We start from the raw sequence: 18897 nt of genomic DNA, 5'->3' as shown, positions 1-18897 counted from the left end.
TATTTATCTCGTAGGGGTGGAACAGAGCAGTTATTGTGCTTTTAAAAGAGTGTTTGAGCTATCAAAGGTGTTGACAAACAAATTAATAAGTGATTTTTGTCATGTTCTGCATTTACAAATTGATACAGTGAAACATTCTTAAATGTAAGTGATTAGATGTTAGCAGGTAAAAAAATGTAATTTATTTTCGATGATTTTCACTAATTTCGTACAGTTTTTTAAAAGCATATTATTTCGAACTATAAATTAAAAGCTATGAAGCGAGTATTAGATGTTGTAAAACCTGGTGTTGTTACTGGTGATGACTTGAACAAACTTTTAGCGGTAGCAAAAGAAGAAGGTTTTGCAATGCCTGCTGTCAACGTTGTTGGAACAGATTCAGTTAATGGTATCTTAGAAGCAGCTAAAGCTGTTAACTCTCCTGTAATGATTCAGTTATCTAACGGAGGTGCTGCATTTTACGCAGGAAAAGGACTTAAGTTAGATGGACAAGAGGCTCAGGTTTTAGGAGCTGTAGCGGCTGCTAAACATGTTCACACTTTAGCAGAAGCTTATGGAGTACCTGTTGTTTTGCATACCGACCACGCTGCAAAAAAATTATTACCTTGGATCGACGGATTGTTAGATGCAAGTGAGAAGCATTTTGCTGAGACAGGTAAGCCTTTATTCAGCTCTCATATGCTTGATCTTTCAGAAGAGCCATTGGAAGAGAATATTGCAATCTGCAAAGAGTATTTAGTGCGCATGAATAAAATGGGCATGACTTTAGAGATTGAATTAGGTATCACTGGTGGTGAAGAAGATGGTGTTGATAACTCAGATGTTGACAACTCATTATTATATACTCAGCCAGAAGAAGTAAATTATGCTTATGAGCAATTATTAGAAGTTTCTCCAAACTTTACTATTGCTGCTTCTTTCGGTAATGTTCACGGTGTTTACAAGCCAGGTAATGTTGTTTTGAAGCCGTCAATCCTTGATGCTTCACAAAAGTATATTCAGGAAAAGCACAAAACAGCTGATAAGCCTGTAAACTTTGTTTTCCACGGTGGTTCTGGTTCTTCATTAGAAGAAATTCGTGAGGCGATTGGTTATGGTGTTATCAAAATGAACATCGATACAGATACTCAGTGGGCTACTTGGGATGGTGTTCGTGCTTTCGAAGCTAAAAACCGTGAGTACCTACAAGGTCAGATTGGTAACCCTGAAGGAGATGATAAGCCAAACAAGAAATTTTATGATCCACGTGTTTGGTTGCGTGCAGGTCAGGTAACACTTGTTGATCGCTTAAAAGTTGCATTCGAAGATCTTAATTGCATCGATCGTTTGTAATATTAGTATAAACTTATTGTAAATTAAGAGGCACATGTATTGTACATTGTGCCTCTTTTTTTATAATTTGGTCTACTACTAATCGTAAAGTTATGAGTTCTAAACCTAGAGATGGATTTTCAAGTAAATTTGGTGTTATTGCTGCGGCAGCTGGGTCAGCTGTAGGATTGGGAAATATTTGGAAGTTTCCCTATGAAGCAGGTCAAAATGGAGGTGGAGCATTTTTGTTGCTGTACTTTGTATTTGTAATTTTAATTGGCTTGCCAGTTATGATGTCGGAGTTTGTTATCGGTCGTAAAACCAACGCCAATGCGGTTGGAGCTTTTAAATCTCTAGCACCAAAAACACCTTGGTTTTTTACGGGAGTAATGGGTGTTGCTGCAGCTTTTATGATTCTATCGTTCTACGGTGTAGTGTCTGGTTGGACGCTTGAGTATATTTATCTGGCTGTAATTAATGCCTTTAAAGGCCAGAATCCCGAACAGTTGTCTAAAGGTTTTAACGAATTTATATCAAATCCTATACGTCCAGTATTTTGGCAGGTGGGCTTTATGACCTTAACAGCGTTAGTAGTTATTGGTGGTATTAAAAATGGTATTGAGAAGATAACTAAACTACTCATGCCCATTTTATTTTTATTGATAGTTGTTATCGGTATTCGTTCTGTTTCTTTAGGAGCTAATATAAGTGAATCTGGCGAAGTTATTGGACATTCCTATGATGGATTAAAATTTCTATTTAAACCAGATTTCTCTAAAATTGATATAGATGTGGTGCTGGATGCTTTAGGTCAAGCCTTTTTCTCTTTAAGCTTGGGTATGGGTACAATTATAACCTATGGATCATATATTAAAAAGGATAACAACCTTAAAAAAACCGCGATTGAAGTGGCATTTTTAGATACTTTAATTGCCGTATTAGCAGGTGTTGCTATTTTCCCAGCAGTATTTTATTTTAATGTACCTCCAACAGAAGGGCCAGGTCTGGTTTTCTCGGTGTTGCCTAGTATCTTCCAGAAAATGGCTGGTGGGTATATTTGGACTCTTGCATTTTTTGTCTTGTTTGCTGTAGCAGCCCTAACCTCAAGTATCTCCTTGCTAGAGGTGGCGGTAGCCTACTTTACCGAAGAGTTGAAGATTAATCGCTTAAAAGCAACTATTATTACAGCTGTTAGTATTACTGCTTTAGGTGTGGCTTGCTCTTTATCAAACAGTGTGTTGAAGGATGTTTCGTTTTTTGGACGAAATATCTTCGATACAATGGATCATGTATCTTCAAACTTTTTGTTGCCGATAGGAGGTATGCTTATCGCTATCTTTACAGGTTGGGTTATGAAGCAAAGTGAGTTTTATAACGAGTTATCCAATAATGGCACTATAAAAATCAAACTTTTCAAGAGTATCTATTTTATAATTCGCTTCTTGGCTCCGGTTGCCATTGCTATTGTTTTCTTATATTCGGTTGGTTTATTAGGTTAGAAATAATGATTTAGGTAATGTGGCAAGACCTATTAACATTATCCAGGCGAGAGCAGTTAGGAATATTTGGATTGCTTCTTCTCCTGTTATTGCTATTGTTGTACTTGTTCGTTTATCAATCCGACTATAATAGTGTTGTTGATGAAGAACTTGTGCTGTGGGCTAAAAGTGTAAGCTATCCAGCGGATGATGTTTCGAAAAAGAAGGATACTGTCTTCTTCTTTGATCCTAATATTGAAAAAGTTTCACGTTTACAGATGTTGGGTTTTTCAAGCACCTCCATTATTAATTTGTTAAAATACCGTGAAGCGGGTGGTCGTATTAAGCAAGCTTCTCAATTAAGAGGTATTTATGGAGTTGACTCTTTGTTGTATCGCAAGTTGGAAAAGTTCATCGTTATTAAACATGGCCAAGAGGGGCGAAGTCGAATCAAAATCGAGACGAAAAAGGATAAGTATAATCTTGCTGCACATTTCCGAAGTAAACCATTACTATTGAGTGAAGAGGATATCTCGGATGATATGCAAATAGAAATCAATTCGGCTGACACTGCCATGTTTGCTTTGTTGTATGGAATTGGCCCTGTTTTATCTCGACGAATTATCGCTTATCGTAAAAAGATAGGGGGCTATTATTCTATTGAACAATTATCCGAAGTATATGGGGTGAGTGATGAGGTAATAGAAAAGAACAAACATTACCTAACTGTTGATATAACTCTGATTAAGCCAATTGATATTTCAAAGGCTAGTGTTCGGCAGTTAAAGAATCATCCATATTTAAATTTTTACATGGCCAAAGAAATTTATGAATCCCGAAAGAGAAATGAGTTATATTCTATTGGGCAGTTCATCGGGCAAGAGGCCTTTCTGCGGGTTGATTCCATGAAGTTGGCTTGCTATTTTGTTGTAGGTGAGTCTGCGGAGTGAATATTTAATAAAAAAGAATGGTCAAAAATTTGTTGTAATCATTAATCTTCATTTTCTTTGCACCTGCAAAAAAATCGACAGGTTCGTTTAATTGAATTGTTTGAATTGATTTTTTGTAGTTTAATGACTAATTTTGCGGTTAAAATAAAAAGTAAGTGTTATGATAGTTATTCCTATTAAAGAAGGCGAAAATATTGAGAGAGCCTTAAAGAAGTTTAAGAGAAAATTCGAGAAGACTGGTGCTATGAGAGAATTAAGATCTCGTCAGGCATTTACTAAGCCTTCTATCGTAAGAAGAGAGGAAGTAAAGAAAGCTATATACATCGAGCAACTACAGCGCGACGCTGAATAAAATAATTGCAGAGGGCGTCTGTTTACTGCTTTTTTTGTATATTCGTTTAAAGCATAAAAAGACACCCTCTGTTAATGCAATACTTAGATTCTTTCTATAAATATTTAGAGTTTGAGCGAAGAAATTCGTCTCATACAATTATTGCTTACAAAAATGACATGCGTCAATTTTGTGAGTTTCTAAATGATGAAAGCATTAGTCTTTGGACTGATGTAACTTCTAAAACCATCCGATCTTGGATGGTAAAAATGGTTAACAATGGTGTTTCTTCACGTTCTGTTACCCGAAAAATCTCCACACTCAAAGTTTTCTTTCGATTTTTAATGATGCAAGAGGTGCTTGACACTAATGTGGCTGAATTGGTAATTACGCCAAAGTTGGCTAAGCGTTTGCCTGTATTTGTAAAAGAGCAAGAGATGGATGTTCTTCTTGATCATGTTGTTTTTAGTGAAGATTTTAAAGGAATGAGGGATCGGCTTATTTTGGAGGTTTTTTACAATACCGGAATGCGCTTGTCGGAATTAGTGGGATTGACCGATGATCAAATTGATTTTTCTAACGAGTTATTCAAGGTTCGCGGGAAAAGAAATAAGGAGCGGATAATACCATTTATGAAAGAACTAAAAGTGTCGCTTGTTCGTTATATGAAAGAGCGTGATAGATTATTTTCAGAAAGGGTAAAAACTAATTTGTTTTTGACAGAAAAGGGATTGCCAGTGTATAGTAAGTTGGTTTATCGCGTGGTTAATGGTTATTTAAATCAGGTGTCTACTGTTGTGAAAAAAAGTCCTCACGTCATACGGCATACTTTTGCAACGGCATTGCTCAATAAAGGAGCTGATTTAAATGCCATCAAAGAATTATTAGGACATTCAAGTTTAGCTGCAACCGAAGTTTATACTCATAATTCGTTTAAACAGCTAAATTCTATTTATAAACAGGCTCATCCAAGAGCCGAAAAGATGGAGGATTATATATGAATATTACAATTCAATCAGTACGCTTTGATGCATCGGTACAATTAGAGGAGTTTATACAGCAAAAGGTTGGTAAATTAGAGCAGTTCTTTGACGGTATTGTGTCTGCTGAAGTAATATTAAAATTAGATAAGTCGGATTCGACCGAAAATAAGGTTGTGGAAATTAGTTTAAGTCTTCCTGGTAATGAGTTGTTTGCCAAAAAGCAAAATAAAACATTTGAAGAAGGTGTAGATTTAGCTGTTGATGCCTTGCGTAAGCAGCTGATTAAATGGAAAGAAAAGGTGCGTGCCAAATAAATTAAAAAAGAGTAATTTTTTTTTGTGGTCTTGTAAATTAATTATACATTTGCACACCGAATTTAGGGTTGAAAAACAACGCTAAAGCACTATAAATAGGCTGATTGACTATGGTTGTCGGCCTATTGAAATGAAATAAAGTCAGTGTTTTCTGACAACGATCTTTTAAATAGTGTAATTTTTTTGGGGAGATACCAAAGTGGCCAACTGGGGCGGACTGTAACTCCGCTGACTTATGTCTTCGTAGGTTCGAATCCTGCTCTCCCCACTTTTTTAGGATCTTAATCTGTTTTTTACTGACATTAAGATAGATTTTTTTTATCTTTAACGTCCTGTGAAAAAATCGCGGGAGTAGCTCAGTTGATAGAGCATCAGCCTTCCAAGCTGAGGGTCGCGGGTTTGAGCCCCGTCTCCCGCTCTCTTTAAGAGTTGCGAAAGAGATTCCTTAAGAATATTAATTAAAGATTCAATTTATATCTAATTGTCTAATATTTCGAGTTATGGCTAAAGAAACATTTCAAAGGACGAAGCCTCACGTTAATATCGGTACCATCGGTCACGTTGACCACGGTAAAACTACGTTAACTGCAGCAATTACGACTGTGTTGGCATCTAAAGGATTCTGTGACGTTAAAGACTTTGATCAGATCGACAATGCTCCTGAAGAGAAAGAAAGGGGTATTACAATTAATACTGCTCACGTTGAGTATGAAACAGAAAATCGTCACTATGCGCACGTTGACTGTCCTGGTCACGCGGATTACGTGAAGAACATGGTAACTGGTGCTGCCCAGATGGACGGTGCTATCCTTGTATGTGCTGCTACTGATGGTCCTATGCCTCAAACACGCGAGCACATCCTACTTTGTCGTCAGGTAAATGTACCTAAAATCGTTGTTTTCTTGAACAAAGTTGACATGGTTGATGATGAAGAGCTTTTAGAGCTTGTTGAAATGGAAGTTCGTGACCTATTAAGCTTCTACGAGTTTGATGGTGATAACTCTCCTGTTATCATGGGTTCTGCTCTAGGTGGATTAAATAACGATCCTCAGTGGGTAGACAAAATTATGGAATTAATGGCAGCCGTTGATGAGTGGATTCCACTTCCTCCACGTGATGTTGAAAAAGATTTCTTAATGCCTGTTGAGGATGTATTCTCTATTACAGGTCGTGGTACTGTTGCTACTGGTCGTATCGAAACTGGTGTTATCAACTCTGGTGAAGAAATGCAGATCATTGGTTTAGGTGCTGAAGGTAAGAAAACTGTATGTACTGGTGTTGAGATGTTCCGTAAGATTCTTGACCGTGGTGAAGCTGGTGATAACGTAGGTCTTTTATTACGTGGTATCGACAAAGCTGAAATCAAGCGTGGTATGGTACTTGCTAAGCCTGGTTCAATCACTCCTCACTCTAAGTTTAAAGGTGAGATTTATGTATTGAAGAAAGAAGAAGGTGGTCGTCACACTCCTTTCCACAACAAATACCGTCCTCAGTTCTATTTACGTACATTAGACGTAACTGGTGAGATTACTCTTCCTGAAGGAACTGAAATGGTAATGCCTGGTGATAACGTAACTATTACTGTAGATTTGATCTACCCAGTTGCATTGAACCAAGGTCTACGTTTCGCTATCCGTGAAGGTGGTAGAACTGTAGGTGCTGGTCAGGTTACTGAAATTCTTGACTAATCACTGATTAGAATATATATAACCGGAAGTTTTGCTTCCGGTTATTTTACGGGTGTAGCTCAGTTGGTAGAGCACTGGTCTCCAAAACCAGGTGTCGGGCGTTCGAGTCGCTCCTCCCGTGCACGAATAACCGCTTTGAAATTTTCATGAATTTTAAAGCGGCTAATTAATGATAAGTACTATGAGTAAGATAACGACATATTTCAAAGATGTACAGAATGAATTGGTTCATAAAACATCATGGCCAAGCTGGTCTGAGTTAACCAATAGTGCAATTGTAGTAATGGTTGCGTCTGTAATTATTGCAGGAGTAATTTTCGCAATGGACTACTCATTTGATAATCTTTTAGATTGGGTTTACAAACGCCTTTACTAATTATTAGGACTCTCAGATAATGGCAGAAGTCAATAAAAAATGGTACGTCCTTCGAGCAATTGGAGGGAAGGAAAAGAAAGTTAAAGAATATGTCGAAAGCGAAATCGCTGGCTTAAAGCTAACCGATTACGTTAGTCAGGTATTGATACCAACCGAAAAAGTTTATCAAATACGTAATGGTAAAAAAGTAAGCAAAGAGCGTCCTTATTTACCTGGTTATGTATTGGTAGAAGCTGCAATGGTAGGAGAGATACCTCACATTCTTAGGAATATTCCGAATGTGATCGGCTTCTTAAATGATAATAATGACACACCTGTTCCATTAAGACAATCAGAAGTTAACCGTATTTTAGGTAAGGTTGATGAGCTGAATGAAACAGATGAGGAAATCAATGTGCCTTACTTTGTTGGTGAAACAGTTAAAGTTATTGATGGTCCATTTAATGGCTTCAATGGTTTAATTGAAGAGGTCAACGAGGAAAAGAAAAAATTGAAAGTAATGGTGAAAATTTTCGGAAGAAAAACACCATTGGAGTTGAGTTTTATGCAGGTAGAAAAAGAATAGTAGCTTAGTAGTAATGGCTTCCGTGTAAACTTTATGTTTGCATCTACAAGTACAAAATCTTTTTTAAACCGATAAACTATATTTATTAATAAATACGAATTGCTACAATGGCTAAAGAAGTAGAAACCTTTATCAAACTTCAGATTAAGGGTGGTGCGGCAAATCCTTCACCTCCTGTAGGACCTGCGTTAGGTGCTAAGGGAGTGAATATTATGGAATTCTGTAAGCAATTCAATGCCAGAACACAGGAAAAAGCTGGTAAAGTTTTACCTGTGGTCATCTCGGTGTATAAAGACAAGTCTTTTGACTTTGTTATTAAAACACCTCCGGCATCTGTTCAAGTATTGGAAGCAGCTAAGCTTAAAGGTGGTTCTCCGGAGCCTAACCGTAAGAAAGTTGGTTCTGTCACTTGGGATCAGGTGAGAACAATTGCCGAAGATAAGATGGCTGACTTGAATTGTTTTACTGTAGAATCTGCAATGAGGATGATTGCCGGTACCGCGAGAAGTATGGGAGTAACCGTTTCAGGTGAATTCCCCGGTAGTAACTAATTAAGACCTTTTTGCGAAAATGACAAAACTAACAAAAAATAAAAAGTTAGCGTTAGAAAAAATCGATGCCTCAAAACATTACAATGTTGAGGAAGCTGCAAAATTGGTAAAGGAAATAACCACTACCAAATTTGATGCCTCTATTGACATGGATGTTCGCTTAGGAGTTGATCCTCGTAAAGCGAACCAGATGGTTAGAGGAGTTGTCACTTTGCCTCACGGAACTGGAAAGGTAACACGCGTTCTTGTAATGTGTACGCCTGACAAAGAAGAGGAAGCAAAGGCAGCTGGTGCCGATTTTGTTGGATTAGATGAATACATCGAGAAAATCAAAGGCGGTTGGACTGATGTTGATGTGATCATAACAATGCCTAGCGTAATGGCTAAAGTAGGTGCTCTTGGACGTATCTTAGGACCACGCGGTCTTATGCCAAATCCAAAGAGTGGTACTGTAACTATGGATATAGCAAAAGCTGTAAACGAAGTTAAAGCTGGTAAAATCGACTTTAAAGTTGATCGTTACGGTATTGTTCATACTTCAATTGGTAAAGTTTCATTTACCGAAGAAAAGATAATTGACAACGTAAAGGAATTTATGAGCACAATTATGAAGCTTAAGCCTTCTGCTGCTAAAGGAACTTACGTCAAAAGTATTAGTCTTTCAAGTACTATGAGTCCTGGTATTCGCATCGAACCTAAGTCGGTTGATGCTTAATGTTTAATTTTTAAAGACAAAGGAATCATGAGAAAAGAAGATAAAAGTATAATTGTCAATGAGCTGCTTTCAAACCTTAATGAATACAGTCACTTTTATGTAACTGAAGCAGGTGGTTTAAATGCAGAGACGAGTAGTAACTTGCGTCGTACTTGTTTTAAGGAAGAAGTAAAGATGGTAATGGTAAAAAATACCATCTTACGTAAAGCCTTGGAACAGTTAGAAGGTAATTTCGAAGATATTTATCCTACATTAGTTGGAACTACTGCTGTGATGTTTTCAAACACGGGTAATGTTCCTGCTAAATTGATCAAAGAGTTCACAAAGTCTAGCGACAAACCAACTCTAAAAAGTGCATACGTAGAAGAATCAGTATACGTAGGTGCAGATCAATTAGAAGCACTATGTAGTATTAAGTCTAAGGACGAATTGCTTGGTGATGTTATTGGATTATTACAGTCGCCAATGAAAAATGTTGTTTCTGCGCTTCAATCAGGAGGTTCAACAATACACGGTTTATTACAAACCATAGCAGAAAAAGAATAATTTTAGTAAAAAAACAATATTTAATAAATAGAAAAATGGCTGATATCAAAAAGCTTGCAGAAGAGTTAGTAAATTTAACTGTTAAAGATGTTAACGAACTTGCTGAAATTTTAAAAGAAGAGTATGGTATCGAACCTGCTGCTGCAGCTGTAGCTGTTGCAGGTCCTGCTGCTGGTGGCGAAGCTGCTGCTGCTGAACAGACTGAGTTTGATGTAATCTTAAACTCTCCAGGTGGTTCTAAATTAGCTATCGTTAAGTTAGTAAAAGAAATGACTGGCGTTGGTCTTAAAGAAGCTAAAGAATTAGTTGACAAAGCTCCAACTGCATTGAAGGAGAAAGTTACTAAAGAAGAAGCTGAAGCATTAAAATCTCAATTAGAAGAGGCAGGAGCAGAAGTTGAACTTAAGTAATTTACGTCCAATATAAGGATATCCGGTTTAGGAATCAGCGCAAGCTGACTCCTAAACCTTTTTGTGCTTTTATATTTTAGGTTCAATAAATAAGTTGATAGATGACTCCAAATACTACAGAGAGGATTAGTTTTGCTTCGATCCAGAACAGGTTAAATTACCCTGATTTACTGGAGGTGCAATTGAAATCTTTCCGCGAATTTTTTCAGATGGGAACCACCCCTGAAGAAAGAACATTGGAGGGGTTGTATCAGGTTTTCAACGAGAACTTTCCAATTACCGACACAAGAAACAATTTTGTTCTTGAGTTTCTTGATTTCTCGATTGATCCAGCCCGTTACACCATTCCTGAGTGCATAGAAAGAGGTTTAACATATAGTGTACCTCTAAAAGCTAAGTTAAAGTTGTATTGTACCGATCCTGAGCATGAGGATTTTGATACTGTGGTACAAGACGTTTACTTAGGTACAATCCCTTATATGACCGATAAGGGTAGTTTCATTATTAATGGAGCTGAGCGTGTTGTTGTTAGCCAGTTACACCGTTCGCCTGGTGTGTTCTTTGGGCAAAGCGTTCACGCAAATGGTACAAAATTATACTCTGCACGTATAATACCTTTCAAAGGGTCATGGATTGAGTTTGCTACCGATATCAACAGTGTGATGTACGCCTACATCGACAGGAAGAAAAAGTTACCTGTTACAACATTGTTAAGAGCCATTGGTTACGAAGGAGATAAAGATATCTTGGCGATCTTCGACTTGGCTGACGAAATTAAAGTTAATAAAGCGAGTCTTAAAAAAGTTGTTGGCCGTAAGCTAGCAGCTCGTGTTCTTAAGAGCTGGATTGAGGATTTTGTTGATGAAGATACTGGTGAAGTAGTATCGATTGAGCGAAATGAGGTTATTATTGACCGTGAAACAATCATCACTGAAGAGCATGTAGACGAAATTATTGACTCTGGTAGTAAAACAATTCTTCTACACAAAGAGAATCAAAACCTTTCTGACTTTGCTATTATTTACAATACACTTCAGAAAGACCCATGTAACTCTGAAAAAGAAGCTGTAGTTCACATCTATCGTCAATTAAGAAATGCTGAGCCACCTGATGAGGCTACGGCACGTGATGTAATTGATAAATTATTTTTCTCAGATAAGCGTTATGATCTTGGCGAGGTTGGTCGTTACAGACTAAACAAAAAGCTACAACAGAATGCTGATTGGGAGAGTAAAGTATTATCACGAGCTGATATTATTGCTATTATCAAGCACTTAATTCAGTTGATAAACTCAAAAACCGATGTTGATGATATTGACCACTTAAGTAACCGACGTGTTAGAACAGTTGGAGAACAAATGGCCAATCAATTTGGTGTTGGTTTAGCGCGTATGGCGCGTACTATTCGCGAGCGCATGAATGTTCGAGATAACGAGGTGTTTACGCCAATAGACTTGATTAACAGTAAGACTTTGTCTTCTGTAATTAATAGTTTCTTTGGAACGAATGCTCTATCTCAGTTTATGGATCAAACGAATCCATTGGCCGAGATCACTCACAAGAGACGCATGTCAGCATTAGGACCAGGTGGTCTTTCGCGAGAAAGAGCTGGTTTCGAGGTGCGAGATGTTCACTATACTCACTACGGTCGTCTTTGTCCGATTGAAACACCTGAGGGTCCAAACATTGGTTTGATATCTTCTTTATGTGTTTATGCAAAGATTAATGACCTAGGTTTTATTGAAACACCATACCGTCAGGTTACTGAGGGACAAGTGGACCTTTCTAACGAAGGAGTTTCATATTTAACCGCTGAAGAAGAGGAATCTAAAATTATTGCACAGGCAAATGCGCCTTTGAAAGAAGATGGATTCTTCAAAAATGATCGTGTAAAAGCACGTGAAGAGGGTGACTTCCCTGTTGTTGAGCCAAATGAGGTTCACATGATGGATGTTGCACCTAACCAGATTGCTTCTGTTGCCGCATCGCTAATTCCTTTCTTGGAGCATGATGATGCCAACCGTGCATTGATGGGATCTAACATGATGCGTCAGGCAGTGCCTTTATTGGTGCCTGAATCGCCGATTGTTGGTACAGGATTAGAGGGTAAGTTAATTCAGGATTCTCGTACTCATATTGTTGCTGAAGGCGATGGTGTTGTAGAGTATGTTGATGCTGATGAAATTGTTATCCGTTACGATTATTCAGATGATGAGCGTTATGTAAGCTTCGAAGGTGAAACACGACGTTACCCAATCATTAAGTATCAAAAGACTAACCAGAATACTTGTATCGATGTGAAGCCTCTTGTTGAAAAAGGGCAACGTGTTGAAAAAGGTATGATCTTGACTGATGGATATTCTACTCAGAAAGGTGAATTAGGTTTAGGACGTAACCTTAAGGTGGCGTTTATGCCTTGGAAAGGTTACAACTTTGAGGATGCGATTGTAATCTCTGAAAAAGTAGTTCGTAACGATGTCTTTACTTCTGTACATATCGATGAATATTCACTTGAAGTACGTGATACAAAACGTGGTTTAGAGGAGTTAACATCTGATATACCTAACGTAAGTGAAGAAGCAACTAAGGACTTAGACGAGAATGGTCTAATCCGAATTGGTGCTCATGTAACACCTGGTGATATTCTAATTGGTAAGATTACACCTAAGGGTGAAAGTGACCCAACACCTGAAGAGAAGTTATTACGTGCTATTTTTGGTGAAAAAGCTGGTGATGTTAAAGATGCATCATTAAAAGCTTCGCCATCATTAAAGGGTGTAGTAATTGACAAGAAGTTATTCTCACGAATTGTAAAAGATCGTAAGTCAAGAACTTCAGAGAAGAGCCAGATTACTAAAATTGATGAAGATTTTATCAGAGCAACTGATGAATTAAAGAGTCGTTTGGTAGACAAGTTATTCTCTCAGGTAAACGGTAAAACATCTCAAGGCGTTAAAGATTATTTCGATGTAGATATTGTTTCAAAAGGAACGAAGTTTACACAGAAAATCTTAAACGATATTGATTATATAAATGTTAATCCTAATAAATGGACAACTGATAAGGACAAGAATGAACTTATCGCTAAGGTTATCCATAACTACAGGATGAAGCATAAAGAGTTGGAAGCAAAAGAAAAGCGTCAAAAGTATAATGTTACTATTGGTGATGAGCTTCCTGCTGGTATTGTACAGTTAGCCAAAGTATATATCGCTAAAAAGCGTAAGATTACTGTAGGTGATAAGATGGCTGGTCGACATGGTAACAAAGGTATCGTTTCACGTATTGTACGTGCTGAAGATATGCCATTCCTTGAGGATGGAACACCAGTTGATATCGTCTTAAACCCGCTTGGTGTACCGTCGAGGATGAACCTTGGACAGATTTACGAAACTGTGTTAGGTTGGGCTGGTCTTAAATTGGGTGTTAAATTTGCTACACCTATTTTCGATGGAGCTAAAATGGACGACATGAATGGCTGGACTGATAAAGCAGAAATTCCAAGATACGGTCGTACTTATCTATATGATGGAGGAACAGGAGAACGTTTCCACCAGCCAGCTACAGTCGGAGTAATCTACATGCTGAAGCTTGGTCACATGGTTGAAGATAAGATGCACGCTCGTTCTATCGGACCATACTCATTAATTACTCAGCAGCCATTAGGTGGTAAAGCACAGTTTGGTGGTCAGCGTTTTGGTGAGATGGAAGTTTGGGCACTGGAAGCGTTTGGTGCTGCCAATATCCTGCAAGAGATTCTGACCGTTAAGTCGGATGATGTAATTGGTCGAGCGAAAGCATATGAATCAATCGTTAAAGGTGATGGTCTGCCTACACCAGGTATTCCAGAGTCATTGAACGTATTGCTTCATGAGATGAGAGGTCTTGGACTAAGTGTGAACCTAGAATAATAGTCTGATCGAAGAGAGAGGTATTTATACTTCTCTCTTGATAACCATATTATATAAATAAAATAATACTCTACGCTATATGGCATTTAGAAGAGATCAGAAACAAAAAACTAGCTTCAATAAAATCACGATTGGACTAGCATCGCCAGAGGAAATTTTGGAGATGTCAAGTGGTGAGGTTTTGAAGCCAGAAACAATAAATTACCGTACATACAAACCTGAGCGTGATGGTTTATTCTGTGAAAGAATATTCGGTCCTGTAAAGGATTATGAGTGTCACTGTGGTAAATACAAGCGTATCCGTTACCGTGGTATCGTTTGTGACCGATGTGGTGTTGAAGTTACAGAAAAGAAAGTGCGTCGTGAGCGTATGGGGCATATTTCTCTAGTTGTGCCTGTTGCACACATCTGGTACTTCAAATCATTACCAAATAAAATTGGATACCTATTAGGTTTACCAACTAAAAAGTTGGATACAATCATTTATTACGAACGTTATGTTGTAATTAATGCTGGTATTAAAGCCGAAGATGGTATTAATAAAATGGATTTCCTAACAGAAGAAGAATATTTAGATATTCTTGAAACACTTCCAAGAGAAAACCAGCATTTGGATGACGATGATCCAAATAAGTTTATTGCAAAAATGGGTGCCGACGCACTTCATATGTTGTTAGGTCGTATTGACTTAGATACATTATCATATGACCTGCGTCACAAAGCAAACACTGAAACATCGCAGCAACGTAAAAACGAAGCTTTAAAGCGTTTGAACGTAGTTGAATCATTCCGTGATTCTCAAGGAATCAATCGTCCTGAGTGGATGATTGTAAAAGTGGTTCCTGTAATTCCACCAGAATTACGTCCATTAGTACCTTTAGATGGTGGTCGTTTTGCAACATCTGATTTAAATGATTTATACCGTCGTGTTATTATCCGTAATAACAGATTGAAGCGTTTAATTGAGATTAAAGCACCAGAAGTTATTTTGCGTAACGAGAAGCGTATGCTTCAGGAATCAGTTGATTCATTATTTGATAATTCACGTAAATCAAATGCTGTTAAAACTGACTCTAACCGTCCATTAAAGTCTTTAAGTGATAGCTTAAAAGGTAAGCAAGGACGTTTCCGTCAGAACTTACTTGGAAAGCGTGTTGATTATTCTGCACGTTCAGTTATTGTTGTAGGTCCTGAGTTAAATATGCATGAGTGCGGTATCCCTAAGGATATGGCAGCCGAATTATATAAACCGTTTGTTATCCGTAAGCTTATTGAGCGTGGTGTTGTAAAAACGGTTAAGTCAGCCAAAAAGATTGTTGATCGCAAAGATCCTGTTGTTTGGGATATTTTGGAAAATGTATTGAAAGGACACCCGGTTCTATTAAACCGTGCTCCTACTCTTCACCGTTTAGGTATACAGTCTTTCCAGCCTAAATTGATTGAAGGTAAAGCGATTCAATTGCACCCACTAGCATGTGCCGCATTTAACGCGGATTTTGATGGTGACCAGATGGCGGTTCACTTACCATTAGGTAATGCTGCAATTTTGGAAGCCCAAATGCTAATGTTAGCTTCTCAAAACATTTTGAACCCTGCTAATGGTGCGCCTATTACAGTTCCATCACAGGATATGGTTCTTGGTCTTTACTATATGACCAAAGCACGTGAAGGAGCAAAAGGTGAAGGCTTATTATTCTACTCCCCAGCAGAAACTAAAATTGCCTTTAACGAAAAGCGTGTAGACTTACATGCCATTGTTAAAGTACAAACTTTAGATACAGATGACGCTGGTGAAATAGTTGAAAAAATTATTGAAACCACTGTTGGTCGAATTCTATTTAATGAGTTTGTACCAAATGAAGCTGGTTACATCAATGAGGTTCTAACGAAAAAAGCACTTCGTGACATTATTGGTAATGTGCACAAGGTATGTGGTACGCCACGTACAGCTAATTTCCTAGATGATATTAAAAACCTTGGATACCGTATGGCATTCGAAGGTGGTCTGTCTTTTAACTTAGGTGATGTAATCATCCCAGCGGAGAAAGAGATTCTTGTAAAAGAGGGTTATGACGAAGTTGCAGAGGTATTGAATAACTATAACATGGGATTCATTACTAATAACGAACGTTATAATCAGATTATTGATATTTGGACGCATGTAAATGCTCGTCTTACTCAAACATTAATGAATCAGATTAGCACCGATAGACAAGGGTTTAACTCTGTTTATATGATGCTTGATTCAGGTGCGAGGGGATCTAAAGAGCAGATTCGTCAGTTATCTGGTATGAGGGGTCTGATGGCTAAGCCACAGAAATCTGGTGCAGAAGGTGGTCAGATTATTGAAAACCCGATTCTTTCGAACTTTAAAGAAGGATTATCAGTACTTGAGTACTTTATTTCAACTCACGGTGCTCGTAAAGGTTTGGCCGATACAGCTCTTAAAACTGCCGATGCAGGATACTTAACACGTCGTTTGGTTGATGTATCGCAGGATGTTGTTATTCTTGAAGAAGATTGTGGTACCCTACGAGGCTTAACTGCAACTGATATTAAGAATAATGAAGAGATTGTTGCTTCTTTATACGAGCGTATTTTAGGTCGTGTGTCTGTTCATGACATTACGCACCCAAGTACAGGTGAGCTTATCATCAAGTCTGGACAAGAGTTTGGTGAAAACGAAGCCAAAATTGTTGATGAATCGCCAATCGAGCGAGTTGAAATACGCTCTGTATTAACATGTGAATCGAAAAAAGGTGTTTGTGCCAAGTGTTATGGCCGTAACCTGGCAACAGGTAAAATGGTTCAACTAGGTGAGTCGGTAGGTGTAATTGCTGCACAGTCTATTGGTGAACCAGGTACACAGTTAACATTACGTACATTCCACGTCGGGGGTACTGCTGGTAACATTACATCTGAAAATAAGATTCATGCAAAATACGACGGTATTGCTGAAATTGAAGAATTACGTACTGTTCCATCTAAAACTGAAGAAGGTGAAGATGTGGATGTGGTAATTGGTCGTTTGGCAGAACTTCGTATTATCGATAAGAATACAAATATTGCTTTAACTACTTATCCAATTCCTTACGGTGCTAAACTATTTATTAAGAATGGTGCTGAAATTAAAAAGGATGATGTGATTTGTGAGTGGGATCCATACAATGCTTTGATTATTTCTGAGAAAAAAGGTAAGGTCGCTTTCGAAAATATGATCGACGGTATTACTTATAAAGAAGAGTCTGATGAGCAAACAGGTTTCCGTGAAAAAGTAATTACTGAAACACGAGATAAAACTAAGAATGCTGGTTTACGTGTTGTAAGTGCCGATGGTGAAGTGTTGAAAAATTACAACTTACCAGTAGGTGCCCACATGTCAGTTGAAGAGGGTGATGCAGTTGATCAAGGTCAAATTCTTGCTAAAATCCCTAGAGCAGTTGGTAAAGCGGGTGATATTACCGGTGGTCTTCCTCGTGTAACGGAATTATTCGAAGCACGTAACCCAAGTAATCCTGCAGTTGTATCTGAAGTTGATGGTGAGGTAACGTTTGGTAAAATTAAGCGTGGTAACCGAGAAATTATTGTTACAACAAAAGCTGGTGATGTTAAGAAATACTTAGTTTCTTTATCGAAGCAGATTTTGGTTCAAGAAAACGATTATGTACGTGCAGGAACTCCTCTATCAGACGGAGCAACTACGCCAAATGATATCTTGAGCATTAAAGGACCTACTGCTGTTCAGGAATACATTGTGAACGAAGTACAAGATGTATATCGCTTACAAGGTGTGAAGATTAACGATAAGCATTTCGAAATTATCGTTCGTCAGATGATGCGTAAGGTTGATATTGCTGATCCAGGTGATACGAAGTTCCTAGAAAAACAAATTGTTGACAAGATTGAGTTCATGACTGAAAATGACGAAATCTGGGGCAAGAAAGTGGTTGAGGAGCCTGGGGATTCTCAGACTTTAAAAGCTGGTATGATTGTTACAGCTCGTCGTCTTCGTGATGAGAACTCTCAATTAAAGCGTCGTGATTTACAGTTAGTAACAGCTCGTGAAGCTATTCCAGCCACTTCGGGTCAGGTACTACAAGGTATTACACGTGCAGCTCTTCAAACTAAGAGTTTCATGTCTGCAGCTTCTTTCCAGGAAACAACTAAGGTGCTTAATGAAGCAGCTATCCAAGGAAAAGTTGATAAGTTAGACGGATTGAAAGAAAACGTAATTTGTGGTCACTTAATACCTGCTGGTACTGGTATTCGTACTTTCAACAAAGTTGTTGTAGGTTCTAAAGAAGAATACGATGGTTTAGTTAGTAAGCAAGCAGCTAGCGAGAGTGTTGAGTAAATACATTCTTATAGAAAATTAGGAAGAGGGGAAGCACAACTGTGTCTTCCCCTTTTTTAAAAAATCTAATATCATGGAAGATAAGAAAAATCAGAATCAAATAAATATAGAGTTGAATGAAGAAGTTTCGCAAGGAACTTATTCAAACTTGGCGATTATTACGCATTCTCCAGCTGAGTTTGTGGTTGATTTCGTACGTATTATGCCAGGTGTGCCAAAAGCACAAGTTAAATCACGTGTTATTTTAACACCTGAACATGCCAAACGCCTGATGAATGCACTAAAGGATAATATTGCAAGATATGAATCATTGCATGGGCCAATCAAAAATACTGATAACAATGGACAGGGGCCTGTTATGCCGATGAGTTTTGGTCCCACAGGACAAGCTTAATAAAATATGAATATCGATTT

At 37.9% G+C, this 18897-nt stretch carries 16 protein-coding genes and 3 tRNA genes; all 19 read left to right on the top strand.

What is annotated here, in order from left to right:
• Positions 1 to 255 precede the first annotated feature (255 nt).
• The 19 genes from fbaA (at position 256) to FNN09_RS17765 (ending at position 18877) form a co-directional block, all read left to right on the top strand.
• Positions 256 to 1332, top strand: a complete 1077-nt coding sequence (gene fbaA / locus FNN09_RS17855) for a class II fructose-bisphosphate aldolase (RefSeq protein ID WP_143303844.1) — start codon at positions 256 to 258, stop codon at positions 1330 to 1332.
• A 92-nt stretch (positions 1333 to 1424) separates the two neighbouring features.
• Complete coding sequence (locus FNN09_RS17850) at positions 1425 to 2810, top strand: sodium-dependent transporter (RefSeq protein WP_143303843.1); 1386 nt, start codon at positions 1425 to 1427, stop codon at positions 2808 to 2810.
• A gap of 17 nt (positions 2811 to 2827) precedes the next feature.
• Positions 2828 to 3739, top strand: coding sequence for a helix-hairpin-helix domain-containing protein (locus tag FNN09_RS17845; RefSeq protein WP_143303842.1), 912 nt, complete (start codon positions 2828 to 2830; stop codon positions 3737 to 3739).
• A gap of 160 nt (positions 3740 to 3899) precedes the next feature.
• Complete coding sequence (gene rpsU, locus FNN09_RS17840) at positions 3900 to 4091, top strand: 30S ribosomal protein S21 (RefSeq protein WP_143303841.1); 192 nt, start codon at positions 3900 to 3902, stop codon at positions 4089 to 4091.
• A gap of 74 nt (positions 4092 to 4165) precedes the next feature.
• Positions 4166 to 5071, top strand: a complete 906-nt coding sequence (locus FNN09_RS17835) for a tyrosine-type recombinase/integrase (protein WP_143303840.1) — start codon at positions 4166 to 4168, stop codon at positions 5069 to 5071.
• Complete coding sequence (gene hpf / locus FNN09_RS17830; protein ID WP_143303839.1) at positions 5068 to 5367, top strand: ribosome hibernation-promoting factor, HPF/YfiA family; 300 nt, start codon at positions 5068 to 5070, stop codon at positions 5365 to 5367. Before FNN09_RS17835 ends, hpf begins: the two co-directional genes overlap by 4 nt.
• Positions 5368 to 5552: 185 nt before the next feature.
• Positions 5553 to 5635 (top strand) — tRNA-Tyr (locus tag FNN09_RS17825).
• Positions 5636 to 5712: 77 nt separating this feature from the next.
• Positions 5713 to 5785 (top strand) — tRNA-Gly (locus FNN09_RS17820).
• A gap of 82 nt (positions 5786 to 5867) precedes the next feature.
• Entirely contained in the window at positions 5868 to 7055 is a 1188-nt protein-coding gene (tuf, locus tag FNN09_RS17815; RefSeq protein WP_143303838.1) for an elongation factor Tu, read from the top strand.
• 48 nt (positions 7056 to 7103) lie between these two features.
• Positions 7104 to 7176 (top strand) — tRNA-Trp (locus tag FNN09_RS17810).
• 60 nt (positions 7177 to 7236) lie between these two features.
• Positions 7237 to 7431, top strand: a complete 195-nt coding sequence (gene secE / locus FNN09_RS17805; protein WP_143303837.1) for a preprotein translocase subunit SecE — start codon at positions 7237 to 7239, stop codon at positions 7429 to 7431.
• 19 nt (positions 7432 to 7450) lie between these two features.
• Complete coding sequence (gene nusG, locus FNN09_RS17800) at positions 7451 to 7996, top strand: transcription termination/antitermination protein NusG (RefSeq protein ID WP_143303836.1); 546 nt, start codon at positions 7451 to 7453, stop codon at positions 7994 to 7996.
• 107 nt (positions 7997 to 8103) lie between these two features.
• The gene (rplK, locus tag FNN09_RS17795) at positions 8104 to 8547 is read left to right on the top strand and encodes a 50S ribosomal protein L11 (RefSeq protein ID WP_143303835.1); all 444 of its coding nucleotides are present in this window, start codon (positions 8104 to 8106) and stop codon (positions 8545 to 8547) included.
• A gap of 19 nt (positions 8548 to 8566) precedes the next feature.
• Complete coding sequence (rplA, locus tag FNN09_RS17790; RefSeq protein ID WP_143303834.1) at positions 8567 to 9262, top strand: 50S ribosomal protein L1; 696 nt, start codon at positions 8567 to 8569, stop codon at positions 9260 to 9262.
• A gap of 27 nt (positions 9263 to 9289) precedes the next feature.
• Complete coding sequence (rplJ, locus tag FNN09_RS17785; RefSeq protein WP_143303833.1) at positions 9290 to 9808, top strand: 50S ribosomal protein L10; 519 nt, start codon at positions 9290 to 9292, stop codon at positions 9806 to 9808.
• A gap of 35 nt (positions 9809 to 9843) precedes the next feature.
• A complete protein-coding gene (rplL, locus tag FNN09_RS17780) occupies positions 9844 to 10218 on the top strand; it encodes a 50S ribosomal protein L7/L12 (protein WP_143303832.1) in 375 nt (124 codons plus the stop codon).
• Between the two features lie 101 nt (positions 10219 to 10319).
• Entirely contained in the window at positions 10320 to 14129 is a 3810-nt protein-coding gene (gene rpoB, locus FNN09_RS17775; protein WP_143303831.1) for a DNA-directed RNA polymerase subunit beta, read from the top strand.
• Between the two features lie 79 nt (positions 14130 to 14208).
• Entirely contained in the window at positions 14209 to 18483 is a 4275-nt protein-coding gene (gene rpoC, locus FNN09_RS17770; RefSeq protein WP_143303830.1) for a DNA-directed RNA polymerase subunit beta', read from the top strand.
• A gap of 73 nt (positions 18484 to 18556) precedes the next feature.
• Entirely contained in the window at positions 18557 to 18877 is a 321-nt protein-coding gene (locus FNN09_RS17765; RefSeq protein WP_143303829.1) for a DUF3467 domain-containing protein, read from the top strand.
• Positions 18878 to 18897 lie beyond the last annotated feature (20 nt).

Origin of the sequence: Carboxylicivirga sp. M1479, assembly GCF_007097485.1 — a bacterium.
GTDB lineage: Bacteria > Bacteroidota > Bacteroidia > Bacteroidales > Marinilabiliaceae > Carboxylicivirga.
Note: the sequence above shows the minus strand (reverse complement) of the source record. Positions and strands in the feature narration are given on the sequence as shown.

What these genes read in the sequence shown, in the direction of transcription:
- rplA (WP_143303834.1), top strand. Translation starts at nt 8,567, where the DNA reads ATGACAAAACTAACAAAAAATAAAAAGTTAGCGTTAGAAAAAATCGAT.
- rplK (WP_143303835.1), top strand. Translation starts at nt 8,104, where the DNA reads ATGGCTAAAGAAGTAGAAACCTTTATCAAACTTCAGATTAAGGGTGGT.
- rpsU (WP_143303841.1), top strand. Translation starts at nt 3,900, where the DNA reads ATGATAGTTATTCCTATTAAAGAAGGCGAAAATATTGAGAGAGCCTTA.
- FNN09_RS17835 (WP_143303840.1), top strand. Translation starts at nt 4,166, where the DNA reads ATGCAATACTTAGATTCTTTCTATAAATATTTAGAGTTTGAGCGAAGA.
- rpoC (WP_143303830.1), top strand. Translation starts at nt 14,209, where the DNA reads ATGGCATTTAGAAGAGATCAGAAACAAAAAACTAGCTTCAATAAAATC.
- rpoB (WP_143303831.1), top strand. Translation starts at nt 10,320, where the DNA reads ATGACTCCAAATACTACAGAGAGGATTAGTTTTGCTTCGATCCAGAAC.
- hpf (WP_143303839.1), top strand. Translation starts at nt 5,068, where the DNA reads ATGAATATTACAATTCAATCAGTACGCTTTGATGCATCGGTACAATTA.
- rplL (WP_143303832.1), top strand. Translation starts at nt 9,844, where the DNA reads ATGGCTGATATCAAAAAGCTTGCAGAAGAGTTAGTAAATTTAACTGTT.
- FNN09_RS17845 (WP_143303842.1), top strand. Translation starts at nt 2,828, where the DNA reads ATGTGGCAAGACCTATTAACATTATCCAGGCGAGAGCAGTTAGGAATA.
- secE (WP_143303837.1), top strand. Translation starts at nt 7,237, where the DNA reads ATGAGTAAGATAACGACATATTTCAAAGATGTACAGAATGAATTGGTT.
- fbaA (WP_143303844.1), top strand. Translation starts at nt 256, where the DNA reads ATGAAGCGAGTATTAGATGTTGTAAAACCTGGTGTTGTTACTGGTGAT.
- nusG (WP_143303836.1), top strand. Translation starts at nt 7,451, where the DNA reads ATGGCAGAAGTCAATAAAAAATGGTACGTCCTTCGAGCAATTGGAGGG.
- rplJ (WP_143303833.1), top strand. Translation starts at nt 9,290, where the DNA reads ATGAGAAAAGAAGATAAAAGTATAATTGTCAATGAGCTGCTTTCAAAC.
- FNN09_RS17765 (WP_143303829.1), top strand. Translation starts at nt 18,557, where the DNA reads ATGGAAGATAAGAAAAATCAGAATCAAATAAATATAGAGTTGAATGAA.
- tuf (WP_143303838.1), top strand. Translation starts at nt 5,868, where the DNA reads ATGGCTAAAGAAACATTTCAAAGGACGAAGCCTCACGTTAATATCGGT.
- FNN09_RS17850 (WP_143303843.1), top strand. Translation starts at nt 1,425, where the DNA reads ATGAGTTCTAAACCTAGAGATGGATTTTCAAGTAAATTTGGTGTTATT.